The following is a 19,508-nucleotide window of genomic DNA, read 5'->3' on the forward strand; positions in this document are numbered from 1 at the left end:
ACAGCAACAATCGCAGAACCTGAACTAGTTTACTTCATCCCAGATAACTAAAAACTATGATGAATCAAGACATTGCTGGCATTAGTAACAACTTAGATAAGACAGTCAAGGCTCAACAATTTGACAAAGTAGTTGAAGCAATTCTTGCTGGGAAGTATTCCTGGGCATGTGTTTTAATGCTGAGATTTGGTGGTTATAATCCTCTCCATTACATTCCATATCGCACCTACAATCGGTTGCTCAAAGAAAACTCTCAAGCCAACAGAACCAAACAACAGCAAAGTGAAAATCTCAAAATGCTGAAACACGCTAATGATTCTAGGTCTGATAGTAATGTATCATCAAGCTGCTTAAGCAAAATTAAAGACCTAGCTTATCTGGAAGTCGTTGGAAAGAAAAAAACAGACATCCGTGGTGGTAGTTTAGACCAAAGATTGACACAGCACATTAACGAACATCAATCGAGCAAATCACCATTAAAACCAGAGAATACTCAAGATATATCCTTGAAATCTTGTGGATTCAATTAAAAAGTATTTTGAATCAATAGATTCTGCCCTAGAGGTGATTCCGTCTCTGAGAACCTGCTATGCTAATTTAAAATTTATAGCATGGCAGGTTTTCTATAGCACTCATTAATTTGATAACTTTTTGCAAAAATCTGCCAAAATGGCAAATATATACTGACAGTATTGGTAAACTAATAACAACTACAACTTGAACCAAAATAGAGGTGATTGGCAAGCAAGTTAATTTAATTAAATAAAATCAATGATTAGTTCTGACTATGAAATAAATCAAACTGATTACAAAAGTAGTCAGCATTTCATGGGGTAAATAACTCCTAAACCAAGACTGATGATCCAACCGTTGCTACTGGTGGTTCTATTTTTGAGGAAGTCTGAGCAAAGAAAATTTGGAGAGGTGGATTCCCCCAATCCAAATTTTATACAGCTTTAACCGACTGCAGACGGTGCGAGTAATGCTTATAAGACTTCCTATCCTGTGCTTGGTGTTGCTTTAGTTAATAAAGCAAACGCTTAACATCAATACCAGGAACAGAAAGAGAAAAGTTACGGTGAAATCGTTTCCTTGGCTGGTAGAACTAGTAGCTCATACGCTTCTCTTTCAACTATTGTAATCCTAGTCCTCCCAACCTGGATTATCTCTGGTTTCTAAACTTTCAATTTATATAGTAACTACTGGAGGTTCAAAACTTGAATAGCTTCCAGTTTTTTTATTTACACATAAAAAAGGTGAGCAATTTACTCACCTTTTTTTGTGGAGAATAGTTAATCCAAAAATGAATTAAACCTTAGCTAATTCTGGGCTAGGACGCTTGCTGTTGCGAATTGCTGTAATGGCTTCAGCATAATCCTTAGCGTTAAATACAGCAGAACCGGCGACAACTGCATTGGCTCCCGCTTCCAAAACTTGCCAAGTATTGTTTGCCTTCAGTCCTCCATCCACTTCAATCCAAGGGTCAAGACCACGTTCATCACACATTTGACGCAGCTTGCGAATTTTGGGTAACACACCAGGGATAAAGCTTTGACCACCAAAACCAGGGTTGACGCTCATAATCAGTACTAAATCGCACAATTCTAGAACGTATTCAATTAGCTCTAGAGGAGTGCCAGGATTCAGTACAACCCCAGCTTTCTTACCAAGCTCTTTAATTTGCCCCAAGGTGCGGTGTAGGTGTGGGGAAGCATTATGCTCTGCATGTACGGAGATAATATCTGCACCCGCCTTAGCAAATCCCTCTACATACTTTTCTGGCTCCACAATCATCAAGTGGACATCCAATGGCTTGGTTGTAACCGGACGAATCGCCTCCACAACCAGAGGGCCTATCGTAATATTAGGTACAAAACGACCGTCCATTACATCAACATGAATCCAATCTGCTCCGGCCGCGTCTATGGCGCGAATTTCATCACCCAGACGACTAAAATCGGCTGACAGGATAGATGGAGCAATTACAATGGGCTTTTGAGATAGGTTTTGGGTCATGGCTAGTGGGTTTTTAAGCGTCCTCGTCTGTACGCATTGTAACAAAACATTGAGCAAGACTCATAATTTTGGATTTTAGATTTTCCTTCAATCCCAAATCCCAAATTCAAAATCTAAAATTGAATGACTAATGACTAATAACTAATGACTAAAAAACTAACCTGGATAATTTTGGGATTAAGTGCTTCTTATTTGAGTGTGCCAGTAATTGCTTCAGCTTTAGAATCTGCGCTGGGAACTAACGGCATTGATGCTCTAAAGCTACACCAACCTCCTTATAATTTAATCGGTCGTAAGATTGCTATTGGTCAAGTGGAAATTGGCCGACCGGGAATGTTTGGGTGGGATAAGGCGGTGTCTAAAAATCGTGCCATATCATTAGCGGCAGTCTTCTTACGCAATGGGCCAGCTAAGTCTAATAGCGGTGTTGACCCTCACGCCTACAATGTCGCTGGTGTCATGGTGAGTCAAGACAAGGCTTTGCCGGGAGTTGCTCCGGGAGCGCGGCTGTATTCATCGGCGGTGGGTTCCACTAAAAATATGGGTCAACCAGAAGAGTGCTTATCGGCCCAGCACATAGCGCTACAAAATAGTGGTGATGTCCGTGCCATTAACTTTAGTTTTGGTGAACCTCTGAGCCGCGATCCTAGACCAGAGGCTACTTTAGACGGCAATGCTTTACTAACTTTATGTGTTGACTGGTCTAGTCGCGTTCATGATGTTTTGTATGCGATCGCAGGCAACCAAGGTAAGGGCGGTATTCCCATCCCTACAGATAATTTTAACGCAATGAACGTGGCCTTTTCATCCCGCCGAGGGGGAGTTTTTAACAAAGTAGACGTGGCTAATTTGGCTGGTGCTAACCAAGGAGTGAGTGGAAGGCTAGCTGGAAGAGAATTTAACCTTGATGGTCGTCGTGCCATCAGTTTAGTTGCTCCTGGAAATAACCTACCTTTGCTCAATCCAGATGGCAAATTGAACAAAGTTACAGGTACAAGTTTTGCAGCACCTCAAGTTACGGCTACGGTTGCTCTATTGCAGGAACTTGCTGACCGACAGATGCGGACAAAACAACGTAACTGGAGCATTGATGCTCGACGTCATCAAGTAATGAAAGCTGTATTACTGAATTCAGCAGACAAAATTTTAGATAGTGGTGATGGCTTACGGTTGGGAATGACGCGGACGCTAATTGATAAACAAAATCAAAGCTGGCTAGATTCTGATGCTTACAAAGATTCAAAGCTTCCCTTGGATGCCCAAATGGGAGCGGGTCATTTAAATGTATCTCGCGCTTATCAGCAATTTAGTGCTGGTCAATGGCAAGCATCAGGTGCGGTGCCAGCTATTGGTTGGGATTATCGCACAGTCGATGTTGGAGCTTCTGTTGACTATATATTAGCAAAACCGTTAAAGCAGGGAAGTTTTGTTGCTGTTACCCTGAGTTGGGATCGATTGGTGGAACTCAACGATAAAAATAAAAACCAGCAATATGATGTGGGCGAAAGTTTCCGCGATCGCGGTTTGAATAATCTCGATCTTTATCTGGTAAAATCTGATGCTCAAAATTCAGAGGTTGGTGCTGTTTGCTCCTCAATCAGCCAAATCGATAGTGTAGAACATATTTTCTGCCCAGTTGCGGCTACTGGCAATTACAAAATCCGCGTCCAGTTTCGTCAAAAGCTCAATGAAGCGACTCAACCCTATAGTTTAGCTTGGTGGAGTGTACCTATCAATTGAAACAGGGATGCACAGCCGTGCGTCCCTACGAAAATTGTGTATTTCATACCATTGAGAAAAGTTATTCTATCTATCAGAATTCAACACAAGTGGTTATTTTGTGATTACGTAGCTTACAATACGTTTGTGTCTAAAATAGAAAAACTCCTAGAAATCAAAGTTTTTCATCACTCGTCTGTATAGCCGCCTCAATTAGGAGTTAGCAACTGTCAGAAGTTGTGTTTAATTGCTCTCAATCACTAACTTGTTGTTACAAAAACTGTAACAGCCGATTTTTCTATTAGAGCAAATGCAATAGTTAGTCATTGACACAGTATCTGCGTCAACTCTAAGCACAGATCGGGAATCTTTGGCAAGTGAGGTAGCAGAATGAATCGGCAAAAGTTTAGTGATGCAAAAGAAAATTTCCTGCAAAGACGTTACGGTGTTAGTCTGGGCAGACGTTATGCTTTGGCAGCTGCAAGTGTTGTTCTATTCAGTGTATTAGGGTGTTCTCAAGTCGAGAGTAGTAAAAGTGCCCTTGCCCAATCTAATTTACCTCAGCCAGAAAATCCATTGCAAAAAAAAACAGTCAAGACTGATACAAAAATCGTTGAGTCTAACAATAAGTTTGGCTTCAAACTATTTTCAGAAGTTCTGAAAAATGATCAAGGTGAGAATAATGTTTTTATCTCACCTTCGAGTGTCGCGATCGCTCTTGCTATGACCTACAACGGCGCTAGCGGCTCGACTCAACAAGCAATGGCAAAAACTCTAGAATTGCAGGGGATGAATCTACCAGAAATCAACTCTTCTTACGCGGCGGCATTAAAACAGCTTTTAGACAATTCGGATGCGAAAGTGCAACTGAATATCGCTAACTCACTTTGGGCAAATCAAGATGTTAGCTTTGCGCCAGACTTCCTTAAAAGAACCCAGGATTTCTATCAAACTAAGGTCAGTAATTTAAACTTTAAAGATGCCGCCGCATCTAGTACTATTAATAATTGGGTAAAAGAAAATACTAATGGCAAAATTAATAAAATAGTTGAAACGATTGAACCCAATCAAGTGTTATTTCTGATTAATGCTATATATTTTAAAGGTAATTGGAGCAACGAGTTTGACAAACAAGAAACTGCTCAACACCCTTTTTACATCACATCTGGGAAGCAAAAACAACACCCAATGATGTCGCAAAAGGGTGACTATAGATATTATGAGAGCGAACAATTTCAGGCTGTTAGTTTACCTTACGGCAAAGATGGTAAAGTCAGTTTTTATATCTTCCTACCCAAAGAAAACTCTAACCTCAAAACTTTTTATCAAAATTTAAATGTTGAGAACTGGGAAAAATGGATGACCCAGTTCAACAAACAAGAAGGATTTATTCGCTTACCTCGCTTCAAAACAGAATATGATATTACACTCAATGATGCTTTGAAAACTTTAGGCATGGGAGAGGCTTTCAGTAACAAAGCCAATTTTTCTGGCATGGGTAAAAATTTTGCTATTAGCCAAGTTAAACATAAAACTTTTGTCGAAGTGAACGAAGAAGGAACCGAAGCGGCTGCGGCTACTTCAGTGGGAATAGTAGCAACATCTTTGAGAGATGAGCCAGAACCATTCCGAATGATTGTTGATCGTCCCTTCTTCTGTGCGATTAGGGATAATCAGACGGGAAGTATTTTGTTTATGGGTTCCATCATCGAGCCGCAGTGAGAAAACCTCCTGCCTCCTTTAATTAGGGTAATGTCGCTTCAGAAATGCTTAGAGTGTTTTTACCTTCAGCTTTCGGGGATTCATTTGCTGTAACGGATGCAGCTGTGGCGCTATCGTCTGTGTCGCTGCTTAGGCTCCCAAGACGCAAGGCACTTAAAGCAGTCTTAATCACAACAGCGGTGGGTACTGCCACAATTACACCCAACAGTCCACCAATTCTTGCCCCTGTTAAGACCGAAATTAAAATCCAAACTGGATTTAAACCTGTAAAGCTGCCTAAAATTCGGGGCGCGATTAAGTTTTCAAGAATTTGCTGTATGATTACCGCCGCTATCAACACTCTCACACCCATTGAGAAATCTTGCAATGCTACCAATAGTGTAGTCAAGGCGATGCCCACAGAACCGCCAAAGGGCACGAGAGCCATGAGTCCAATGGTTAGTCCAAATAACAGCCCAAATGGCACTTTCAGCCATAAAAAGGTAGGAATTAGGGCTGAGGCCATACAGGTAGATAAAATCAACTGGGTGATGAAGAAATTTTGGAAGCTGAGGCGGACTGTTTTAGAGAAAGGATCGCGAAATTTATTCGGTAGCCATTCGACTAAACTTTGCCAGAGTTCACCGCCATGCTGTAAAAGATAGAAGGTCAGAACCATCGTTAAGAGAATATCTAGCAGACTAGTAACTGTGAGTACAGCCAGATTTAAAACTTGTCCAGCGATCGCTTGCAATTGTCCTTTGACGCGATCGTTGATTTGCACTACCAGAGCATCAAGATTAATCGGTAAGCCAAAAGTCTCAGCTTTTTCGTTTAATATCATTAACTGGGAGCGTCCAGAGTCGATCAATTCTGGCAAACGAGCCACCAGTTGTTGAGCTTGGGTAAGGGCCAGAGGAAAAAGTGTCACACCCAACGCCAATAAAATCGATACAGCCAAGAGAAATACTAGGATAGCGACTTGTTCTCGCCTAGCACCATGATGCACCATCCAACTCACGGGGTAGTTGAGCAGAAATGCTAGCACTGAGGCTCCAACTAAAATGACTATGAGAGAATGGAAATAATTGAAAAATACCGAAAGTGCCCAACCATTGAGAACTAGCAGCGGAACGAATAGCGCGATCGCCACGATTCGCGCTATTGGAGTAAATGTTTGCCACCAGTCGAGTAGCTTGCGTGTCTGCATTTTGAACTGATTGCGGGATAGAACTAAGTTAAATCTTTCTTTACAGCTTATTATCTCTAACTATATGAGTCTTGTTCATCCTTCTAGTTTAGGAGTTAGACTAACCCCGATGGAAAATTTTGAACCGAAAGAGACTGGGGAGTGGGGAGCAGGGGAGCAGGGGAGCAGGGGAGCAGAGGAGCGGGGGGAGAATAATAATGCCCAATGCCCAATGCCCAATGCCCCATGCCCTATGCCCAAAACACAATTGCTTTTACATTTAGTTCCGATTATCGGCTTTTTCCCATCCTTATGGACTCTCTATCGGGGCCAAGGTAGTCGGGAACAAGTTGCTATTAGTCGTCTGTCTATTACTTTGGCACTTACTTGGCTGTTAGGATATCTATTATTAGTCACCGGAGCCGCAACTTCAGATTTTTTTCCGCTACGTCTATTTATCCTGAATAGTTTTCTCACATCTGGTTATTTTTTAGTAAGTGTCTGGTTGATTTTGCGCCTGATGCAAGGCAAATCTGGACGTTTACCAGGATTTAGTAATTTAGCAGAACGAGTAATTGGCAAGTATTTATCTTAATTTTTTCAGGTAATAAATTATCCGTATTTGTACTTATTTGGTCACAGATTACGGTTAATTTATCTATATATCTAGTCAAATCTAGTTTATTATTGCCATACTTCAGTAAAACATCTCCAAGTTGGCCCAAAAGAAGGAAAAATGCTGCTATAAGTGTTGTGGTTGACACTACATTAAAAAAGTTAGCACTGATAATTAAGAGTTAGTTATTATGGGTTGATTTGTTTGGATGTTTTTAGTCTGCAAATTTACCAAATTTGATTATTGAGTAAGTGTGAGGAAGTCTGTGACCATTCAAAGAAGTTCGGCGGAAGAAAACCAGTCGGGAAAAGCCTCAAAGTCCAGTAGAAAAATTTCCCTTTCCCAGAACTCGAAATCAGCACGTTGGCTGTGGTTTTGGGTAGGTATGAGTGGTATTGCAATGGTGTCCGCAACAGCGGGGGCACTTTTGGCGGTGTCTTTGACCAGTACGCCTTTGCAACAAGCCCAGCTAAGTCCACAGGATGAGGCTGTCTTTGATAGCGATCGCATCTCTGGAGGTGTGATGCGATTTTCAGAATTAACTCGCCCAGTCAATCTCTTAGTGATGGGGATGAGCGTACTTCCTCCAGATGTCCAAAACCCTCCCGAAGAAACCAAAGACCTCAAATACCTGCCCCAAGTAAACTCCTTTGATGGTCTTGCTGATGTGATGCTCATGGTCAAATTTGATCCAGAGACGAAAAAAATAGTTATGCTCTCCATTCCCAGAGATACCCGCACACGAATAGAAGGGTATGGAGTGAAAAAAATTAATTATGCCAATGTTGAAGGTGGCCCAGCTTTAACTGCTAAAACCGTCAGTAATCTCTTAGGTGGGGCGGGAATTGATCGCTATGTCCGAATTAACGTTCTGGGAGTTGGTAAGCTGATTGATGCTTTGGGTGGTGTAACAGTTTACGTCCCCAAAGATATGAAATATCAAGATGATTCTCAACATTTGTACATCAATTTGAAGGCGGGTAAGCAGCATCTCAACGGCGATCAAGCACTACAATTGCTGCGGTTTCGTCATGATGAACTTGGTGATATTGGTCGGATTCAGCGGCAGCAAATGGTTATGCGTGCCTTGATGGATCAAACACTCAACCCTGCTACTGTTGCTCAATTACCTAAAGTTCTTGATGTCGTTAAAGACTACATTGATACCAACTTGACTGTTGAAGAGTTAGTGGCACTATTGGGTTTTGGAGTCCGGACAAATCGCTCTAATATGCAGATGTTAATGCTGCCAGGTCGCTTTAGCGAGAAGAATGAGTATGATGCTAGCTATTGGTTGCCCAACAAAGATGGAATTGCCAAACTCATGGTTCAGCACTTTGGTTTGGAATCAGACCAGGAGCAGCAGATGGTTAATCCACGCTATTTGCGTGTAGCAATTCAAGATAGTACAGGTGGCGATCGCTCTAACCTCCAACCGTTAATTAGCACCTTGGAAAAATCTGGATATCGCAACATCTATATAGCCAAAGCATGGGGTGAACCTCTAGACGTAACTCACATTGTCGCCCAACAAGGAGATGGTGAAAGTGCCGAATCAATTCGCAACACTTTGGGATTTGGAGAAGTGCGCGTGGAAAGTACGGGTAACCTCGGCTCGGATATCAGTATCCAAGTGGGTCAAGATTGGTTGCAACAAAAATCTATTTTGGAGGATTTGTTGAGTAAGTAATTCGTAATTCGTAATACTCGCCAAGGGCGAGAAGCAAGCTACGTAATTCGTAATTAATGACACTGGTGCAAACACTGGTGACGGCTAATTTACTGACTGGCTGAGTTCTTGGAGTTTAGCTGCTACCACACCATTGGTTAATAATTCTTCTGCTTTAGCTAAACCCTCTGGCATATCTGGACAAATACCACTCCGCCATAGATAAAATCCGCCATTCCACAAGGCTGTTTGCATTAATTCACCTGGTTTACCTGCTAAAACTTCCTTAATATCCGCCACCAATTCTTCAGTAGTTCCAAGGGGTACGTTCTTGGTAGTAAAGCCGTAATCGCGCGGTACGAGGTGCAATCGCTCTACCTCTTGGGAAGCTACGGATGAAGATAAGCTGATAATTGCAGTGCGATCGCGTGGTAAGTCACAACTACCTTCCAATCCTTTCACTAATGTAAATTTTTTTACTCCCCGCAGCCCTAAAGCAATTTTAAACATTCCTTCTGTCGGCGGATGAACAAACCCAGCAATTACGTGAGCATCCCCAGCATAAGGACACCAAATTAGCTCCATTGTCGCCAAGGGTGGACGTTTGCCAAGTTGGTCACGGTACTCCCAAATACTTGTAGTTAAGGGAAAATGCTGAGGTAGATAAATAAAGCCAATTCTCGTTTGCTCAAATACTTGCTGAGTTTTTGCTAGTGCTAGGGTAGTCCAATCGACTCCTAAACCCTGCCAGATATCTATTAGGGGTAAACCGTACTTAGTTGGTAGGCGATCGCCACCGTGCATTATCACTGGTTGTCCCACTGCGGCGAGTAATAAAGCTGTTACCGGACTAATTGGTGCTGTGCGTGTTCTGCCATCATAAGGAATGCCAAGTGCGATCGCTGGTCGCTCAGAGGCTATTGGTTGTAGTTTTGGCCCCAGTTCATCATAAGCATCCAACATTCCGGCTAACTCTTCCCCCGTGGGACGCTTGATTCGATGAGCAATCAAAAACGCGCCGATTTGGGCTGGTGTCGCTTCACCCAGCAGCATCATTTTAGTAGCGGTGGCTGCTTCTATACGAGTTAAATTTTCGCTCGTGTGACTTCCACCGCCTACCTTTTGCAAGAATTCCCGAAATATATTGCTCATTTGTCATTGGTCATTGGTCATTTGTCATTTGTCATTAGTAACCTTGAATTACGAATTACGAATTTACTACACAATATATACAGTGAAGTTAACTAGGTTATCCTGACCAAATCGCAGTGAGTCACCGTTAAGTAGGCGATATTGCATACCAGGAGTTAGAGAAGTATTGTTTAAATAAATACCATTTGTGCTCATATCAACAATCATGTATGAATTTTGCGACCAGTCCCAATCGACTCGCGCATGACGACGAGAGACTATTCCTTCACTGGGAATGCCGGTTAAGTCAATTTCTGGCGGCGCTATTCCTGGACTCTGACTGCGGCGACCAATATAGCCTCCTTCCCCAACGAGGTTAAATTCTCTTCCAGTGCTATGAATCAGCTTTAAGACTGGCGCTCTTTGAGGCGGGGGAGTATAAACAGGCGGTGTTGGTGGATAAGAAACCCGTGGCTGATAAACTGTTGAATAATCAACGGGAGCTTGTTGGGGAACCTGATAATTAGGTTGGTCTGTTGCTGGTCGTTGATACTGAACTGGCGGTTGTTGACTGGGTGGTTGTTGACTAGGCTGTGGTTGAATAGGTGGTTGTGGTGTTGGAGCAACTACATTACCCACGGGAGTGGAACACCAGGGACAAACCTTAGCATTGTTAGGCAGGGCACGGTTAAAATATTCGCAACTGGGATTAGGGCACCGATTTGCAGGCATAGGAGTTTATATCATCAGGCATAGGTTGTAAAGCTACAAGACCTACTTTACTAAGTAAACACTGACCCTGACGAGTAGTTAGCATCTGGGCAAATGTAGAACCACCAGGCAGGCGGTTGCTGTCTTTAGGGTACACTACAAAAATAGGGTATCCCAGGGGGTAGCTTTGGAAAGTTGTGACATCAACATAATAATCATCATGCTGACATAAGTCATCTGAGGGATTAATTGAGCGGCGATCGCGTTTTTGAAACAGAGGTTGAATAGCTGACTTTTTACCATCTGCGATCGCTAGCGGATAGCCAGTACATTGTTTCCAAGTTTTACTGATAATGCCAAAACTGATAATCCCAGTGGTTCGCCCCTCTAAAGTCTCACTGCGGATCTGGTTTTGGGTTTTTGTTGTATCAAGTTTAGTAACCTTCGCTGCAAATAAAGCTTCGTCTTGGGGAGCGTTTTTAAGAACTATTTCCTGAAATTTACTGATTGCTTCTGGTTCATTTGGAGCAAAAGGTTTCACAGTCAGATTTGGAAGTTTGGGATTAATTTGCTGCCAATTAGTAATTTTACCTGTGTATATTTGACGCAATTGCTCAAGATTGATTTGTCCCCCCAAAGCATTAGCAAGATTTGAGTCTCTTTTATTAAATGCTACAAAAACAATTAATCCATCATAAGCAACCTGTTTTTTAGCAAGTTTATCTGTGATATTGTCTACTAAACTAGTAATTGCAAAATCTTTTTGGCTTGTTTGGACTTCTGCAATACTTTTAATTGGATTACCTATATTTGCTGACAAAACAGATTCATACTTAAATGTTGCTGTTGCATCTGGCTTTGGTTTCGTCAATAAATCTCCTAAGCGACTGTTGTCTACTGGTTGCGTTAAAATATAACTCCATGTACTTTCTTTTTCTCCTGTGTAAGTAAATTGCCCAGAAGGAACGTTGGGAACTTCTGAGAAATTCCGCACAAGTCTAGACCATAGTATATATTGATTAGGATTATCTGTTTTCCTGCCCCAAAGCCAATACCAAATTCCCCCACCGAGTAGTAATAACGCCATAATTACTAGCAATATTAAGGGCATTGGGAAACGCTTTGCTGTTTCTTTAGAAGCTGGCGAACGTAGGGAACTTGAACCTTTGCCATGATCTTCTTTGGGAAGTTGCAGCAGTGCTTGACGAGCCGCTTCTGCGTTCTCGAAAGGAGTTTCTAACCCAATTAGTCGATAAATAAACTGCTTTAAATGGCTATCGGTATCTGGCCATTGTTGATTATCTCTAGGATCGAGAGGCTGGTTGGATAAAAAGTTAGTTGTCCGTCCTGTCCATAAATAAAAGGCTAGTAAGCCTAATGATTCTAAATCTTGCTCAGGTCTAGCGGGAGTGGGTTGAGCAATAATAGGTGGAATAAATAAGTTTTCCCAAATAGCTAAATCACAAAAGTATATAGAAAACTTTTGATTATTTTCTATTTTAATTAAGGTACTATCTAAACTGATGTTGCCGTGAGTTATACCGAGTTGTGTTTGATTCGAGGGAAAACGCAGCTTTTGGGTATGGAGAAACTGGAGAGTTTGCAAACCTTGATTTAGTACCTCACGCACATCGGCAGATATCATTGCTCCTTTTTCTATGAGATACTTAGCTAAAGTTTGGGATGAGTCTATTCCTTGAGTAACTAGATAACAGCGTTTTCCTTTTTCATCTGCGATCGCTTCTTTAGTTTCCACAAGACGGAAGTTTTGAATTCGACTATCGGCTAAACTTATCCCACCCACTCGTTTGAAAGTCTCTTTGCGCTTTTGAGTCTCGTTTTCATTAAAACAACGATTGGGTAGGAGGTATTCTTTGATGATGACAGGCTGTTTGTCCTTGAGTTGAACACCTGAGTATAAGCGGCCTAAACCCCGCACACCAATAAAACTAGCTATTTGATAAGTCCCCTGACTTCCTTTAATCTCAGCCTCCTGCGGTAAAGTTGCTGGAAAACCACATTCCAAGCAAAACTTAGCGCCCTTAATTTGCTGTGCCGTTTGGAAAGGGCGATCGCAATTTAAGGGAGAATTATACGAGCAGGGGTATTCTTGATATAAAGATTCAAATGAAGGCATATACAAAGAGTTTCGTGAATTGCGCCGATTACTTCCGTCGCGCTCAAGCGTGAACTAATCCTAACTTGAGGGCTGTCACAATCGCTTGAGTCCGGCTAGTAACCTTCAATTTTTCAAAAATACTGGTGAGATGCGCCTTAACAGTAGCAACTGTTACATATAGATGTTTAGCGATTTCTTCATTAGAAGCACCTTGAGTTAACCAGTATAAAACCTCTTGCTCTCTTTCGGTTAAATGCACTTCATGACACGCTTTTACACAAGAATCTGAATAAGCCTGAAAAAACCGGAAAAATCGACTAGCAACTTCTGAAGGTAGATAAATTTCCGACCTTGTAACAGTGTCAATAGCCTCACACAATTGGGTTGCTAAACGATTTTTAAACACATAACCTGCGGCTCCCGCTTGCATTGCTCTAAAAATCCAGTCGTCTTCTTGATGAGCCGATAATACTAAAACTTTGCCAGTATAAGCAGTTTCCTTAAGACGTGCTAAAACTGTAATCCCATCACATCCTTTTAATTGCATATCCAGCAAAATTAAATCTGGACACTTCTGGGCTGTAAACTTTAAAACCTGCTCTACAGAATCCGCATCACCCATAACTTCTACAGGTAATGCAGAATTAATACTATAAAAATTCAGGAGAGTACGTAACCCTTGACGAAAGCGTTCTTCGTCGTCTACCAGCAAAACCGAAAGTTTCTTACTATCATTAGCCATCTTTATTAATTACAAACTACGAATTAAGAATTAAGAATTACGAATTATTTATCCGCTTCTTGGTCGAGGCAAAATCATCGAAAATTGTGCCCCACTTTCTGATAAAACTTGCGCCCAGATACTTCCTTGATGATCCAGAATAATTTTTTTAGCAATAGTTAAACCCAGTCCTGTGCCTCCTTTCCGCCGGGAATAAAATGGGGTAAATACTTTTTGTAAATCTTCTTGAGATAGTCCTGACCCTTGGTCAGAAATTTTAATTAAAACTTCATCTTGAAAAATTTGCCAGTTACAGGTTATAGTTCCTGAATTAGGGCTGAAATGAACAGCATTGCTGAGGATATTGTCAAATACTTGTTTGATTTGTAATCTGTCTATCTTGAGTATTGTCGATGTATCGGGAATCAATATTTTAAGTTTTTTCTGATTAATTAGAGGCTGTAAATTTGTGATGCTTTCAACCACTATGCTTCTTAAATCTTGAAGTGTGATCCTTAATTTTGCACTTTGACCACAATCAATCAGTTCGTTTAAATTAATATCTAAATTTTGTATGCTTTCGCCAATAATTGTTGCTTGTTCTTGCCAAGGGCTATCCTTTAATCCTAAGCATAAATTATGTGCATACAATCCTATGAGTCCTAGAGAGTTACGCAATTGATGTCCTACTCGATGCAGGATATCTTCCAGGAGTTGAATTTCAGTTTTTTGTCTTCCATAGTCTAAGTAAATATCTACATAGTTACTCAGGAGCATCGCAGAACGTTTTACATATAATTGCAAATTCAATGAGAGAGGTTCACGAGTAATAATTTGAATGTATTCAGGTTTTTGATTTCTATAGGATATGGGGCAAATGTAGGAAATGCATGAAAAGTCCTTAAGTCTAAATTTATGTAAAGTCAAAACAGGCGGAAAATCTGTCAGCCATACCTCTGAGCGCAAATAAGCTAAAGTCTTTTGGCAAAAAGGAGCTTGGTCTTGACCATAATTGATAATTTCCTGATTAGCTCTCAATAACGAATCATGATAGACAATCCGAGCGAAAAAAATTGGATATTGACTAGTTAACTGCTCAGACTCAAGCTGACAAAAGCTCTGAATTTCTGAGGAATTCAAATAATTAGAGCCATTGTCTAGTTTTTGTACAGAAAAGCTTAGTGTCATAGCTTCACTCGCTTTTTGCAACCAAATGTTTTTACTCTTCTGCTGACCAGTATAAAATTATGCAGTCTCAGGAATGTTTATTTTTTTGTTAAGTTATCTTTGTAACTCATTAATACAAAGAATTATTAAGTTTACATTCAAAACCGCATGTGATTTTTCTAAGTATATACAAGCATTTAATAGTTGTATTAGTCACAACTCAATAACTTTTGTGAGATAAGTGTGTCGCTATTGGTGTCAACTTAAAGTAAAACCCTTTTCAAATCTCGTTTCCAGCCTATGGCTAGAAATGCAACTCAAAAGCGGCAGAGCCGCAAGTCTAGAGGCGGAGCCTCAACGATGGGCATTCCCAGTCGGAGACTGGGAACGAGACATATCTAAAAGCTTGTTCTAATATGGCTTTCACATTTAACACCAATGGTAAAATTGCCCGCCCCACAAAAAATGTAGTGCGTCCGATTAAGAACTATTCCAGACTAATCTACAAACTGAAGTTACCGCTTTTCGGATTTTTGAAAATCTAAATCTTCTCTAATGGTCTGTCAAATTCATTTTGACGGTTAGAGAAACGCAATAAATCGCCGTCTCTACAGGGAATTTATCCATGAGACAATGCCCAATGCCCAATCCCAAAATATCGACAAAAGTCTAATTAACTTTAGAAGGCTGATACATATACTGTAGATGCATCTGGATTAGCTACCAGCAGAACACCTTCATGCTTATCTTCGTTCTTCAAACTTTAGCCGAAATTCTCGCTGGAGGAACCTCACTTACCAGTACAGAGCAAATTGACTTTAGCCATCCTGGTAATCGGAGGGAAGAGGGAGCAGGCCCGACTCTCAATTTATACATTTTTGATATACGTGAGAGTAAGCAGGTACAACATTCTGGCAGGCAAGTTGAACGCAAGCTAACACGCGCTCTACAACCTGCTACTGTAAATTGGGCACCAGCTTGGTTTGATGTTTCGCTGCTATTAACAGCGTGGGATAGAACAGCTTTAGGTGAGCATCACTTTATTAGTGAGGCGTTGACTGTGCTGTTGCGCCATCGCACCTTGGAAGAGGAGTTTTTGGTTCCGGAATTACGGGGCTATGGTAATTTGAACCTGACAGTTGCCCTAGAGCCACCAATTGAGATTGGCTCTTTATGGAGCGCTCTCAACGTGCCATTGCGTTCAGCCTTATATTTGACAGTTACAATTCCCTTCGAGCCACAACCGACTCCAGTACCTTTGGTTTGGGAGCGAATTTTCAATTTGCGAAATCAATTGTCTCGCGATAGTGACAGTCTAGTATTAACCAGGCGAGTTGCGATCGCAGGTATTGTCAAAAGTGCGGTGACAAATCTGCCGTTGGTAGCGACAGAAGTGGCTGTGAGGGGAACTGAAAAATCCATATTAACCACTAAAGAAGGGCTGTTCTTCTTTGAAGACCTTCATTTAGGTAATTATGTTTTGACACTGAATCATCCTGGCTATTTACCCCAAAACGTCAATGCATTGGTAGATAACCAAAGTCATACTTTCAAAGAAATATTTCTAACTCCTGAATAATTAGATTTTTACTGACTTGGAGAGACTTTCATGGCTAGACTTGATTACTTTGCTCCTGGTGTCTATATCGAAGAAATTGACCGGGGTAGCCGACCAATTGAAGGTGTTAGCACAGCAGTTGCCGGATTTGTAGGCTTTACTGAAGATGTCCGAGGTGGGGCTGAGTTATACAAGCCCATGCTAGTAACCACTTGGACGCAATTTTTAAACTACTTTGCCCGTCCCAATTCTGATGGTTTCACCGACTTCAACGCTTATTTACCCTTTTCAGTCTACGGCTACTTTATGAATGGTGGCGGTCGCTGCTGGGTGACAAGCATTGGGACTCAGTTACCAGGCGCACCCAGACAGGCGACTCCAGAACCGGCTACCCTCAGAATCAACTCTAGAGGTAATCGTCCAGCCCTGCGCTTTACTTTGCGTCCTGAGCAAGCATCAGGTGGATTAGTAAATATTGTAATTATTGATGGTTCGCCCCGCGCCTTACCTGAAGGTACTGAAGGAGAAGCACCTCCAAATACAGGTGAATATTTCACCATCCAAATTCGTCGGGGAGATGAACTTCTAGAGGAATACGAAAACTTGAGCATGAACCGCGAACCGAATGCTCAAGTTGCAACTTATGCGCTGGCGGCATTGAGAAATTCCATGTATGTCACTGTAGAAGACATAACTCAAAGTGGACAACCTTTAGCTCGTCGTCCCGTGAATGGTCAATATGAACTAGCACCGCCCATTGTCGCCGCCCCACCCGATAGATTTTCGCAAAATTTAGAAGGGGTTCGAGACGATCGCACCGGAGTACGCGGTATCTTTGAAGTTGATGAAATCACAATGCTGGCTTGTCCTGATGTGATGCGGGCTTATCAAGAGCAAGTACTGAATTTAGATCAAGTCCACGGCATCATTGAGTTGATGATTAGTATGTGCGAGGGTTCCGCCAGTGGCGATATTCCCAATCCGCCCAACCGCATGGTTGTACTGGATGCGCCACCAGAAGCCGTCAAACCGCAACAAGTAGTGGAGTGGTTGAATAGATTTAACCGTCGTTCCATGTTTGCGGCCCTTTATTATCCTTGGATTAAAGTACCCAATCCACGCGATCGCGGTAATCCAATTTTAGTACCTCCTTGTGGTCATGTAATGGGTGTTTGGGCCCGCACCGACGAAACCAGAGGAGTTTACAAAGCCCCTGCAAATGAAGTTCCTAGAGGCGTAATCGGTTTGGGCTATGACACCAACTTCCGCGAACAAGAACTATTAAACCCACTTGGAATAAATTGTATTCGCAACTTCCCCAACCGAGGTATCCGCATTTGGGGCGCACGCACTTTAGTTGAGCCAGATAAAACAGAGTGGCGTTACATCAGTGTGCGTAGATTAATTAGCTATATCGAAAAATCCTTAGAATTGGGGACTCAGTGGGTAGTTTTTGAACCGAACGACCAAGATTTATGGGCACGTGTCACCCGCACCGTCAGTAACTTCTTAGAGCGTATCTGGCGTGAAGGTGCTTTATTTGGTGCATCTCCAGCCCAAGCATTTTATGTGAAGTGCGACGAAGAATTAAACCCACCAGAAACCAGAATTTTAGGACGTTTATATATTGAAGTCGGTGTTTGTCCCGTCAGACCGGCTGAATTTGTTGTTTTCCGCATCAGCCAATGGAATGGCATTGAAGATAGCGAATAGGGCATTGGGCATTGCTTTTCCCCATTCCCTATTCCCTATTCCCAAAATTAATTACACACAAAGGAGTCTAAAAGTATGGCAGGCGAATTTTTAACCTCTTGTAAGTTTTACTTTGAGGCTGACGGAATTACTGATAAATTCATCAAAGAAATTAGCGGACTAGGCGTTGAAAATACACCAGCGCAAGAAGTCCACGGTTCATCTAAGGGCGCAAAACTCATGCGTCAAGCTACACCAACTGTTGTTAAATTTACCAACATCACAGTCAAAGTCATCGCCACTGATGATATAGACCTTTATAAATGGTATCAAGACTGTAACGAAGACATGGGAGACCCTCGGAAGTGGGCACAGAATCGTAAAACTGGCTCGGTTGTTGCTTACGACCAACAAGGCTCTGAAAAAGCACGCTGGAACATTGTCAATTGCTATCCCTGTAAATACACCGGGCCTACCCTAACTGCTTCTGGTGGTGAAATGGCGAATGAAACTATTGAATTGGTTCACGAAGGAATTAAACGAATCAAATAATTAGCATTTGCAGTAATTAACAGTGGTACAATCCGCAAGCCGAATTCCAGAAGTTCTGACAGCCCATCGGTTCTATTTGGAACTGACACTAGAAGGTCAAAACGATGCCAATTGCTTTTTTTTGGAGTGTCAAGGCTTCAAAAGAACCCAAGAGGTAATTGAAATTTCTGAAGTTACTTCTCAAACCTGGGGTACAAAAGGGCAATCAAAAGGTCAGGTGGTGAGAACTAAGCTTCCTAGCAATCCCAAGAGTGGTAATCTCACTCTGCGTAGAGGTACTACCAACTCTATGGATTTTTGGAAGTGGTTTGAAAAAGTCGAAAAAGGTAATTGGTCACAGCAACGTAGACTTGTTGCTTTGTCTATTTATAATCAGGCAAATCAAGAAGTAGCTAGATTTGAATTAGCCGGTGCTTGGCCCGCAAGTTACAAAATTGCCGATGTTAACGCCCGCAGCCATGACATCGAAATTGAGGAGGTGGAGGTTGCTTTTGAGGAATTTAAACGCTTGAAGTAATTTAGGAGGAGTATGTTTCCCACAGAGTTTGAATTTACACTGCCAAAGGGGTATCTAGACTCTGAAGGCAACCTCCACCGTAAAGGCGTAATGCGATTATCAACGGCGATAGACGAAATTGCACCCTTGCGTGACCCCCGCGTTAAAGCTAATCCCGTTTATGCCACAATTATTATCTTGGCGCGAGTGATTACCCACTTGGGTGCTTTATCAGAAGTGACTCCTGCAATCGTGGAAAACTTTTTTTCCCAAGATTTAAATTACCTCCAAGATTTTTACCGACGAATTAATGGCTTGGAAGGCGAAACTTCCATACCGGAAGATACAGTAAATTCTCCCGAAGCACTTCTTCAAAATTGAATTGGGGAAAGGGGACTGGGGACTGGGGAATTGGGATGAGGGAGCAGGGAGCAGGAGAGTAGAGAATAGA

At 41.8% G+C, this 19,508-nt stretch carries 17 protein-coding genes; 10 read left to right on the forward strand and 7 right to left on the reverse strand.

The window, feature by feature from the left end; translation table 11 throughout:
* The first annotated feature begins 59 nt into the window (after positions 1 to 59).
* On the forward strand, positions 60 to 530 hold the full coding sequence (locus RRG12_RS10580) for a HetP family heterocyst commitment protein (protein ID WP_069069289.1): 471 nt from the start codon (positions 60 to 62) through the stop codon (positions 528 to 530).
* Positions 531 to 1,308: 778 nt separating this feature from the next.
* Here the strand turns inward: RRG12_RS10580 and rpe are convergent.
* Positions 1,309 to 2,016 carry a ribulose-phosphate 3-epimerase gene (rpe, locus tag RRG12_RS10585; protein WP_069069288.1) on the reverse strand — a complete coding sequence of 236 codons (708 nt, stop codon included), beginning with the start codon at positions 2,014 to 2,016 and terminating at the stop codon, positions 1,309 to 1,311.
* Positions 2,017 to 2,160: 144 nt separating this feature from the next.
* Here rpe and RRG12_RS10590 point away from each other — a divergent pair, with 144 nt between their 5' ends.
* The gene (locus tag RRG12_RS10590) at positions 2,161 to 3,756 is read left to right on the forward strand and encodes a S8 family serine peptidase (RefSeq protein WP_420759240.1); all 1,596 of its coding nucleotides are present in this window, start codon (positions 2,161 to 2,163) and stop codon (positions 3,754 to 3,756) included.
* A 369-nt stretch (positions 3,757 to 4,125) separates the two neighbouring features.
* Positions 4,126 to 5,457 carry a serpin family protein gene (locus RRG12_RS10595; RefSeq protein WP_420759241.1) on the forward strand — a complete coding sequence of 444 codons (1,332 nt, stop codon included), beginning with the start codon at positions 4,126 to 4,128 and terminating at the stop codon, positions 5,455 to 5,457.
* Between the two features lie 22 nt (positions 5,458 to 5,479).
* Here RRG12_RS10595 and RRG12_RS10600 read toward each other — a convergent pair whose 3' ends face one another.
* Positions 5,480 to 6,646, reverse strand: a complete 1,167-nt coding sequence (locus tag RRG12_RS10600) for an AI-2E family transporter (RefSeq protein ID WP_420759242.1) — start codon at positions 6,644 to 6,646, stop codon at positions 5,480 to 5,482.
* A gap of 211 nt (positions 6,647 to 6,857) precedes the next feature.
* Between RRG12_RS10600 and RRG12_RS10605 the strand changes: the two genes are divergently transcribed.
* The gene (locus RRG12_RS10605; RefSeq protein WP_420759289.1) at positions 6,858 to 7,220 is read left to right on the forward strand and encodes a hypothetical protein; all 363 of its coding nucleotides are present in this window, start codon (positions 6,858 to 6,860) and stop codon (positions 7,218 to 7,220) included.
* A gap of 286 nt (positions 7,221 to 7,506) precedes the next feature.
* A complete protein-coding gene (locus tag RRG12_RS10610) occupies positions 7,507 to 8,931 on the forward strand; it encodes an LCP family protein (protein WP_420759243.1) in 1,425 nt (474 codons plus the stop codon).
* An 84-nt stretch (positions 8,932 to 9,015) separates the two neighbouring features.
* Here the strand turns inward: RRG12_RS10610 and RRG12_RS10615 are convergent, their stop codons facing one another.
* The 5 genes from RRG12_RS10615 to RRG12_RS10635 all read right to left on the reverse strand — a co-directional run bounded on the left by RRG12_RS10615 (position 9,016) and on the right by RRG12_RS10635 (position 14,780).
* On the reverse strand, positions 9,016 to 10,062 hold the full coding sequence (locus RRG12_RS10615; protein ID WP_420759244.1) for an anthranilate phosphoribosyltransferase family protein: 1,047 nt from the start codon (positions 10,060 to 10,062) through the stop codon (positions 9,016 to 9,018).
* Between the two features lie 66 nt (positions 10,063 to 10,128).
* The gene (locus tag RRG12_RS10620; protein WP_420759245.1) at positions 10,129 to 10,773 is read right to left on the reverse strand and encodes an FHA domain-containing protein; all 645 of its coding nucleotides are present in this window, start codon (positions 10,771 to 10,773) and stop codon (positions 10,129 to 10,131) included.
* The gene (locus tag RRG12_RS10625; RefSeq protein ID WP_420759246.1) at positions 10,751 to 12,889 is read right to left on the reverse strand and encodes a substrate-binding domain-containing protein; all 2,139 of its coding nucleotides are present in this window, start codon (positions 12,887 to 12,889) and stop codon (positions 10,751 to 10,753) included. The genes RRG12_RS10620 and RRG12_RS10625 overlap by 23 nt, the downstream gene beginning before the upstream one ends.
* Before the next feature lie 43 nt (positions 12,890 to 12,932).
* Positions 12,933 to 13,613, reverse strand: a complete 681-nt coding sequence (locus RRG12_RS10630; protein WP_420759247.1) for a response regulator transcription factor — start codon at positions 13,611 to 13,613, stop codon at positions 12,933 to 12,935.
* A gap of 48 nt (positions 13,614 to 13,661) precedes the next feature.
* Positions 13,662 to 14,780, reverse strand: a complete 1,119-nt coding sequence (locus RRG12_RS10635; RefSeq protein ID WP_069069279.1) for a sensor histidine kinase — start codon at positions 14,778 to 14,780, stop codon at positions 13,662 to 13,664.
* A gap of 718 nt (positions 14,781 to 15,498) precedes the next feature.
* Between RRG12_RS10635 and RRG12_RS10640 the strand changes: the two genes are divergently transcribed.
* The 5 genes from RRG12_RS10640 to RRG12_RS10660 all read left to right on the forward strand — a co-directional run bounded on the left by RRG12_RS10640 (position 15,499) and on the right by RRG12_RS10660 (position 19,438).
* Positions 15,499 to 16,338 (forward strand): Pvc16 family protein, encoded by an 840-nt coding sequence (locus tag RRG12_RS10640; protein ID WP_420759248.1) that lies wholly within the window; start codon positions 15,499 to 15,501, stop codon positions 16,336 to 16,338.
* Between the two features lie 30 nt (positions 16,339 to 16,368).
* On the forward strand, positions 16,369 to 18,030 hold the full coding sequence (locus tag RRG12_RS10645) for a phage tail sheath family protein (protein WP_420759249.1): 1,662 nt from the start codon (positions 16,369 to 16,371) through the stop codon (positions 18,028 to 18,030).
* Positions 18,031 to 18,105: 75 nt separating this feature from the next.
* Positions 18,106 to 18,561, forward strand: a complete 456-nt coding sequence (locus tag RRG12_RS10650) for a phage tail protein (protein WP_069069276.1) — start codon at positions 18,106 to 18,108, stop codon at positions 18,559 to 18,561.
* A 22-nt stretch (positions 18,562 to 18,583) separates the two neighbouring features.
* Positions 18,584 to 19,078 carry a phage tail protein gene (locus tag RRG12_RS10655; RefSeq protein WP_420759250.1) on the forward strand — a complete coding sequence of 165 codons (495 nt, stop codon included), beginning with the start codon at positions 18,584 to 18,586 and terminating at the stop codon, positions 19,076 to 19,078.
* Between the two features lie 12 nt (positions 19,079 to 19,090).
* Positions 19,091 to 19,438: a hypothetical protein gene (locus RRG12_RS10660; protein ID WP_420759251.1), complete on the forward strand. Its 348-nt coding sequence runs from the start codon at positions 19,091 to 19,093 to the stop codon at positions 19,436 to 19,438.
* Positions 19,439 to 19,508 lie beyond the last annotated feature (70 nt).

The organism is Nostoc sp. CALU 546 (assembly GCF_048836525.1).

Excerpts from the sequence above, each read along its gene's own strand:
- RRG12_RS10580 (WP_069069289.1), top strand. The coding sequence starts at position 60 with ATGAATCAAGACATTGCTGGCATTAGTAACAACTTAGATAAGACAGTC.
- rpe (WP_069069288.1), bottom strand. The coding sequence starts at position 2,016 with ATGACCCAAAACCTATCTCAAAAGCCCATTGTAATTGCTCCATCTATC.
- RRG12_RS10590 (WP_420759240.1), top strand. The coding sequence starts at position 2,161 with ATGACTAAAAAACTAACCTGGATAATTTTGGGATTAAGTGCTTCTTAT.
- RRG12_RS10595 (WP_420759241.1), top strand. The coding sequence starts at position 4,126 with ATGAATCGGCAAAAGTTTAGTGATGCAAAAGAAAATTTCCTGCAAAGA.
- RRG12_RS10600 (WP_420759242.1), bottom strand. The coding sequence starts at position 6,646 with ATGCAGACACGCAAGCTACTCGACTGGTGGCAAACATTTACTCCAATA.
- RRG12_RS10605 (WP_420759289.1), top strand. The coding sequence starts at position 6,858 with ATGCCCAATGCCCCATGCCCTATGCCCAAAACACAATTGCTTTTACAT.
- RRG12_RS10615 (WP_420759244.1), bottom strand. The coding sequence starts at position 10,062 with ATGAGCAATATATTTCGGGAATTCTTGCAAAAGGTAGGCGGTGGAAGT.
- RRG12_RS10620 (WP_420759245.1), bottom strand. The coding sequence starts at position 10,773 with ATGCCTGCAAATCGGTGCCCTAATCCCAGTTGCGAATATTTTAACCGT.
- RRG12_RS10625 (WP_420759246.1), bottom strand. The coding sequence starts at position 12,889 with ATGCCTTCATTTGAATCTTTATATCAAGAATACCCCTGCTCGTATAAT.
- RRG12_RS10630 (WP_420759247.1), bottom strand. The coding sequence starts at position 13,613 with ATGGCTAATGATAGTAAGAAACTTTCGGTTTTGCTGGTAGACGACGAA.
- RRG12_RS10635 (WP_069069279.1), bottom strand. The coding sequence starts at position 14,780 with ATGACACTAAGCTTTTCTGTACAAAAACTAGACAATGGCTCTAATTAT.
- RRG12_RS10640 (WP_420759248.1), top strand. The coding sequence starts at position 15,499 with ATGCTTATCTTCGTTCTTCAAACTTTAGCCGAAATTCTCGCTGGAGGA.
- RRG12_RS10645 (WP_420759249.1), top strand. The coding sequence starts at position 16,369 with ATGGCTAGACTTGATTACTTTGCTCCTGGTGTCTATATCGAAGAAATT.
- RRG12_RS10650 (WP_069069276.1), top strand. The coding sequence starts at position 18,106 with ATGGCAGGCGAATTTTTAACCTCTTGTAAGTTTTACTTTGAGGCTGAC.
- RRG12_RS10660 (WP_420759251.1), top strand. The coding sequence starts at position 19,091 with ATGTTTCCCACAGAGTTTGAATTTACACTGCCAAAGGGGTATCTAGAC.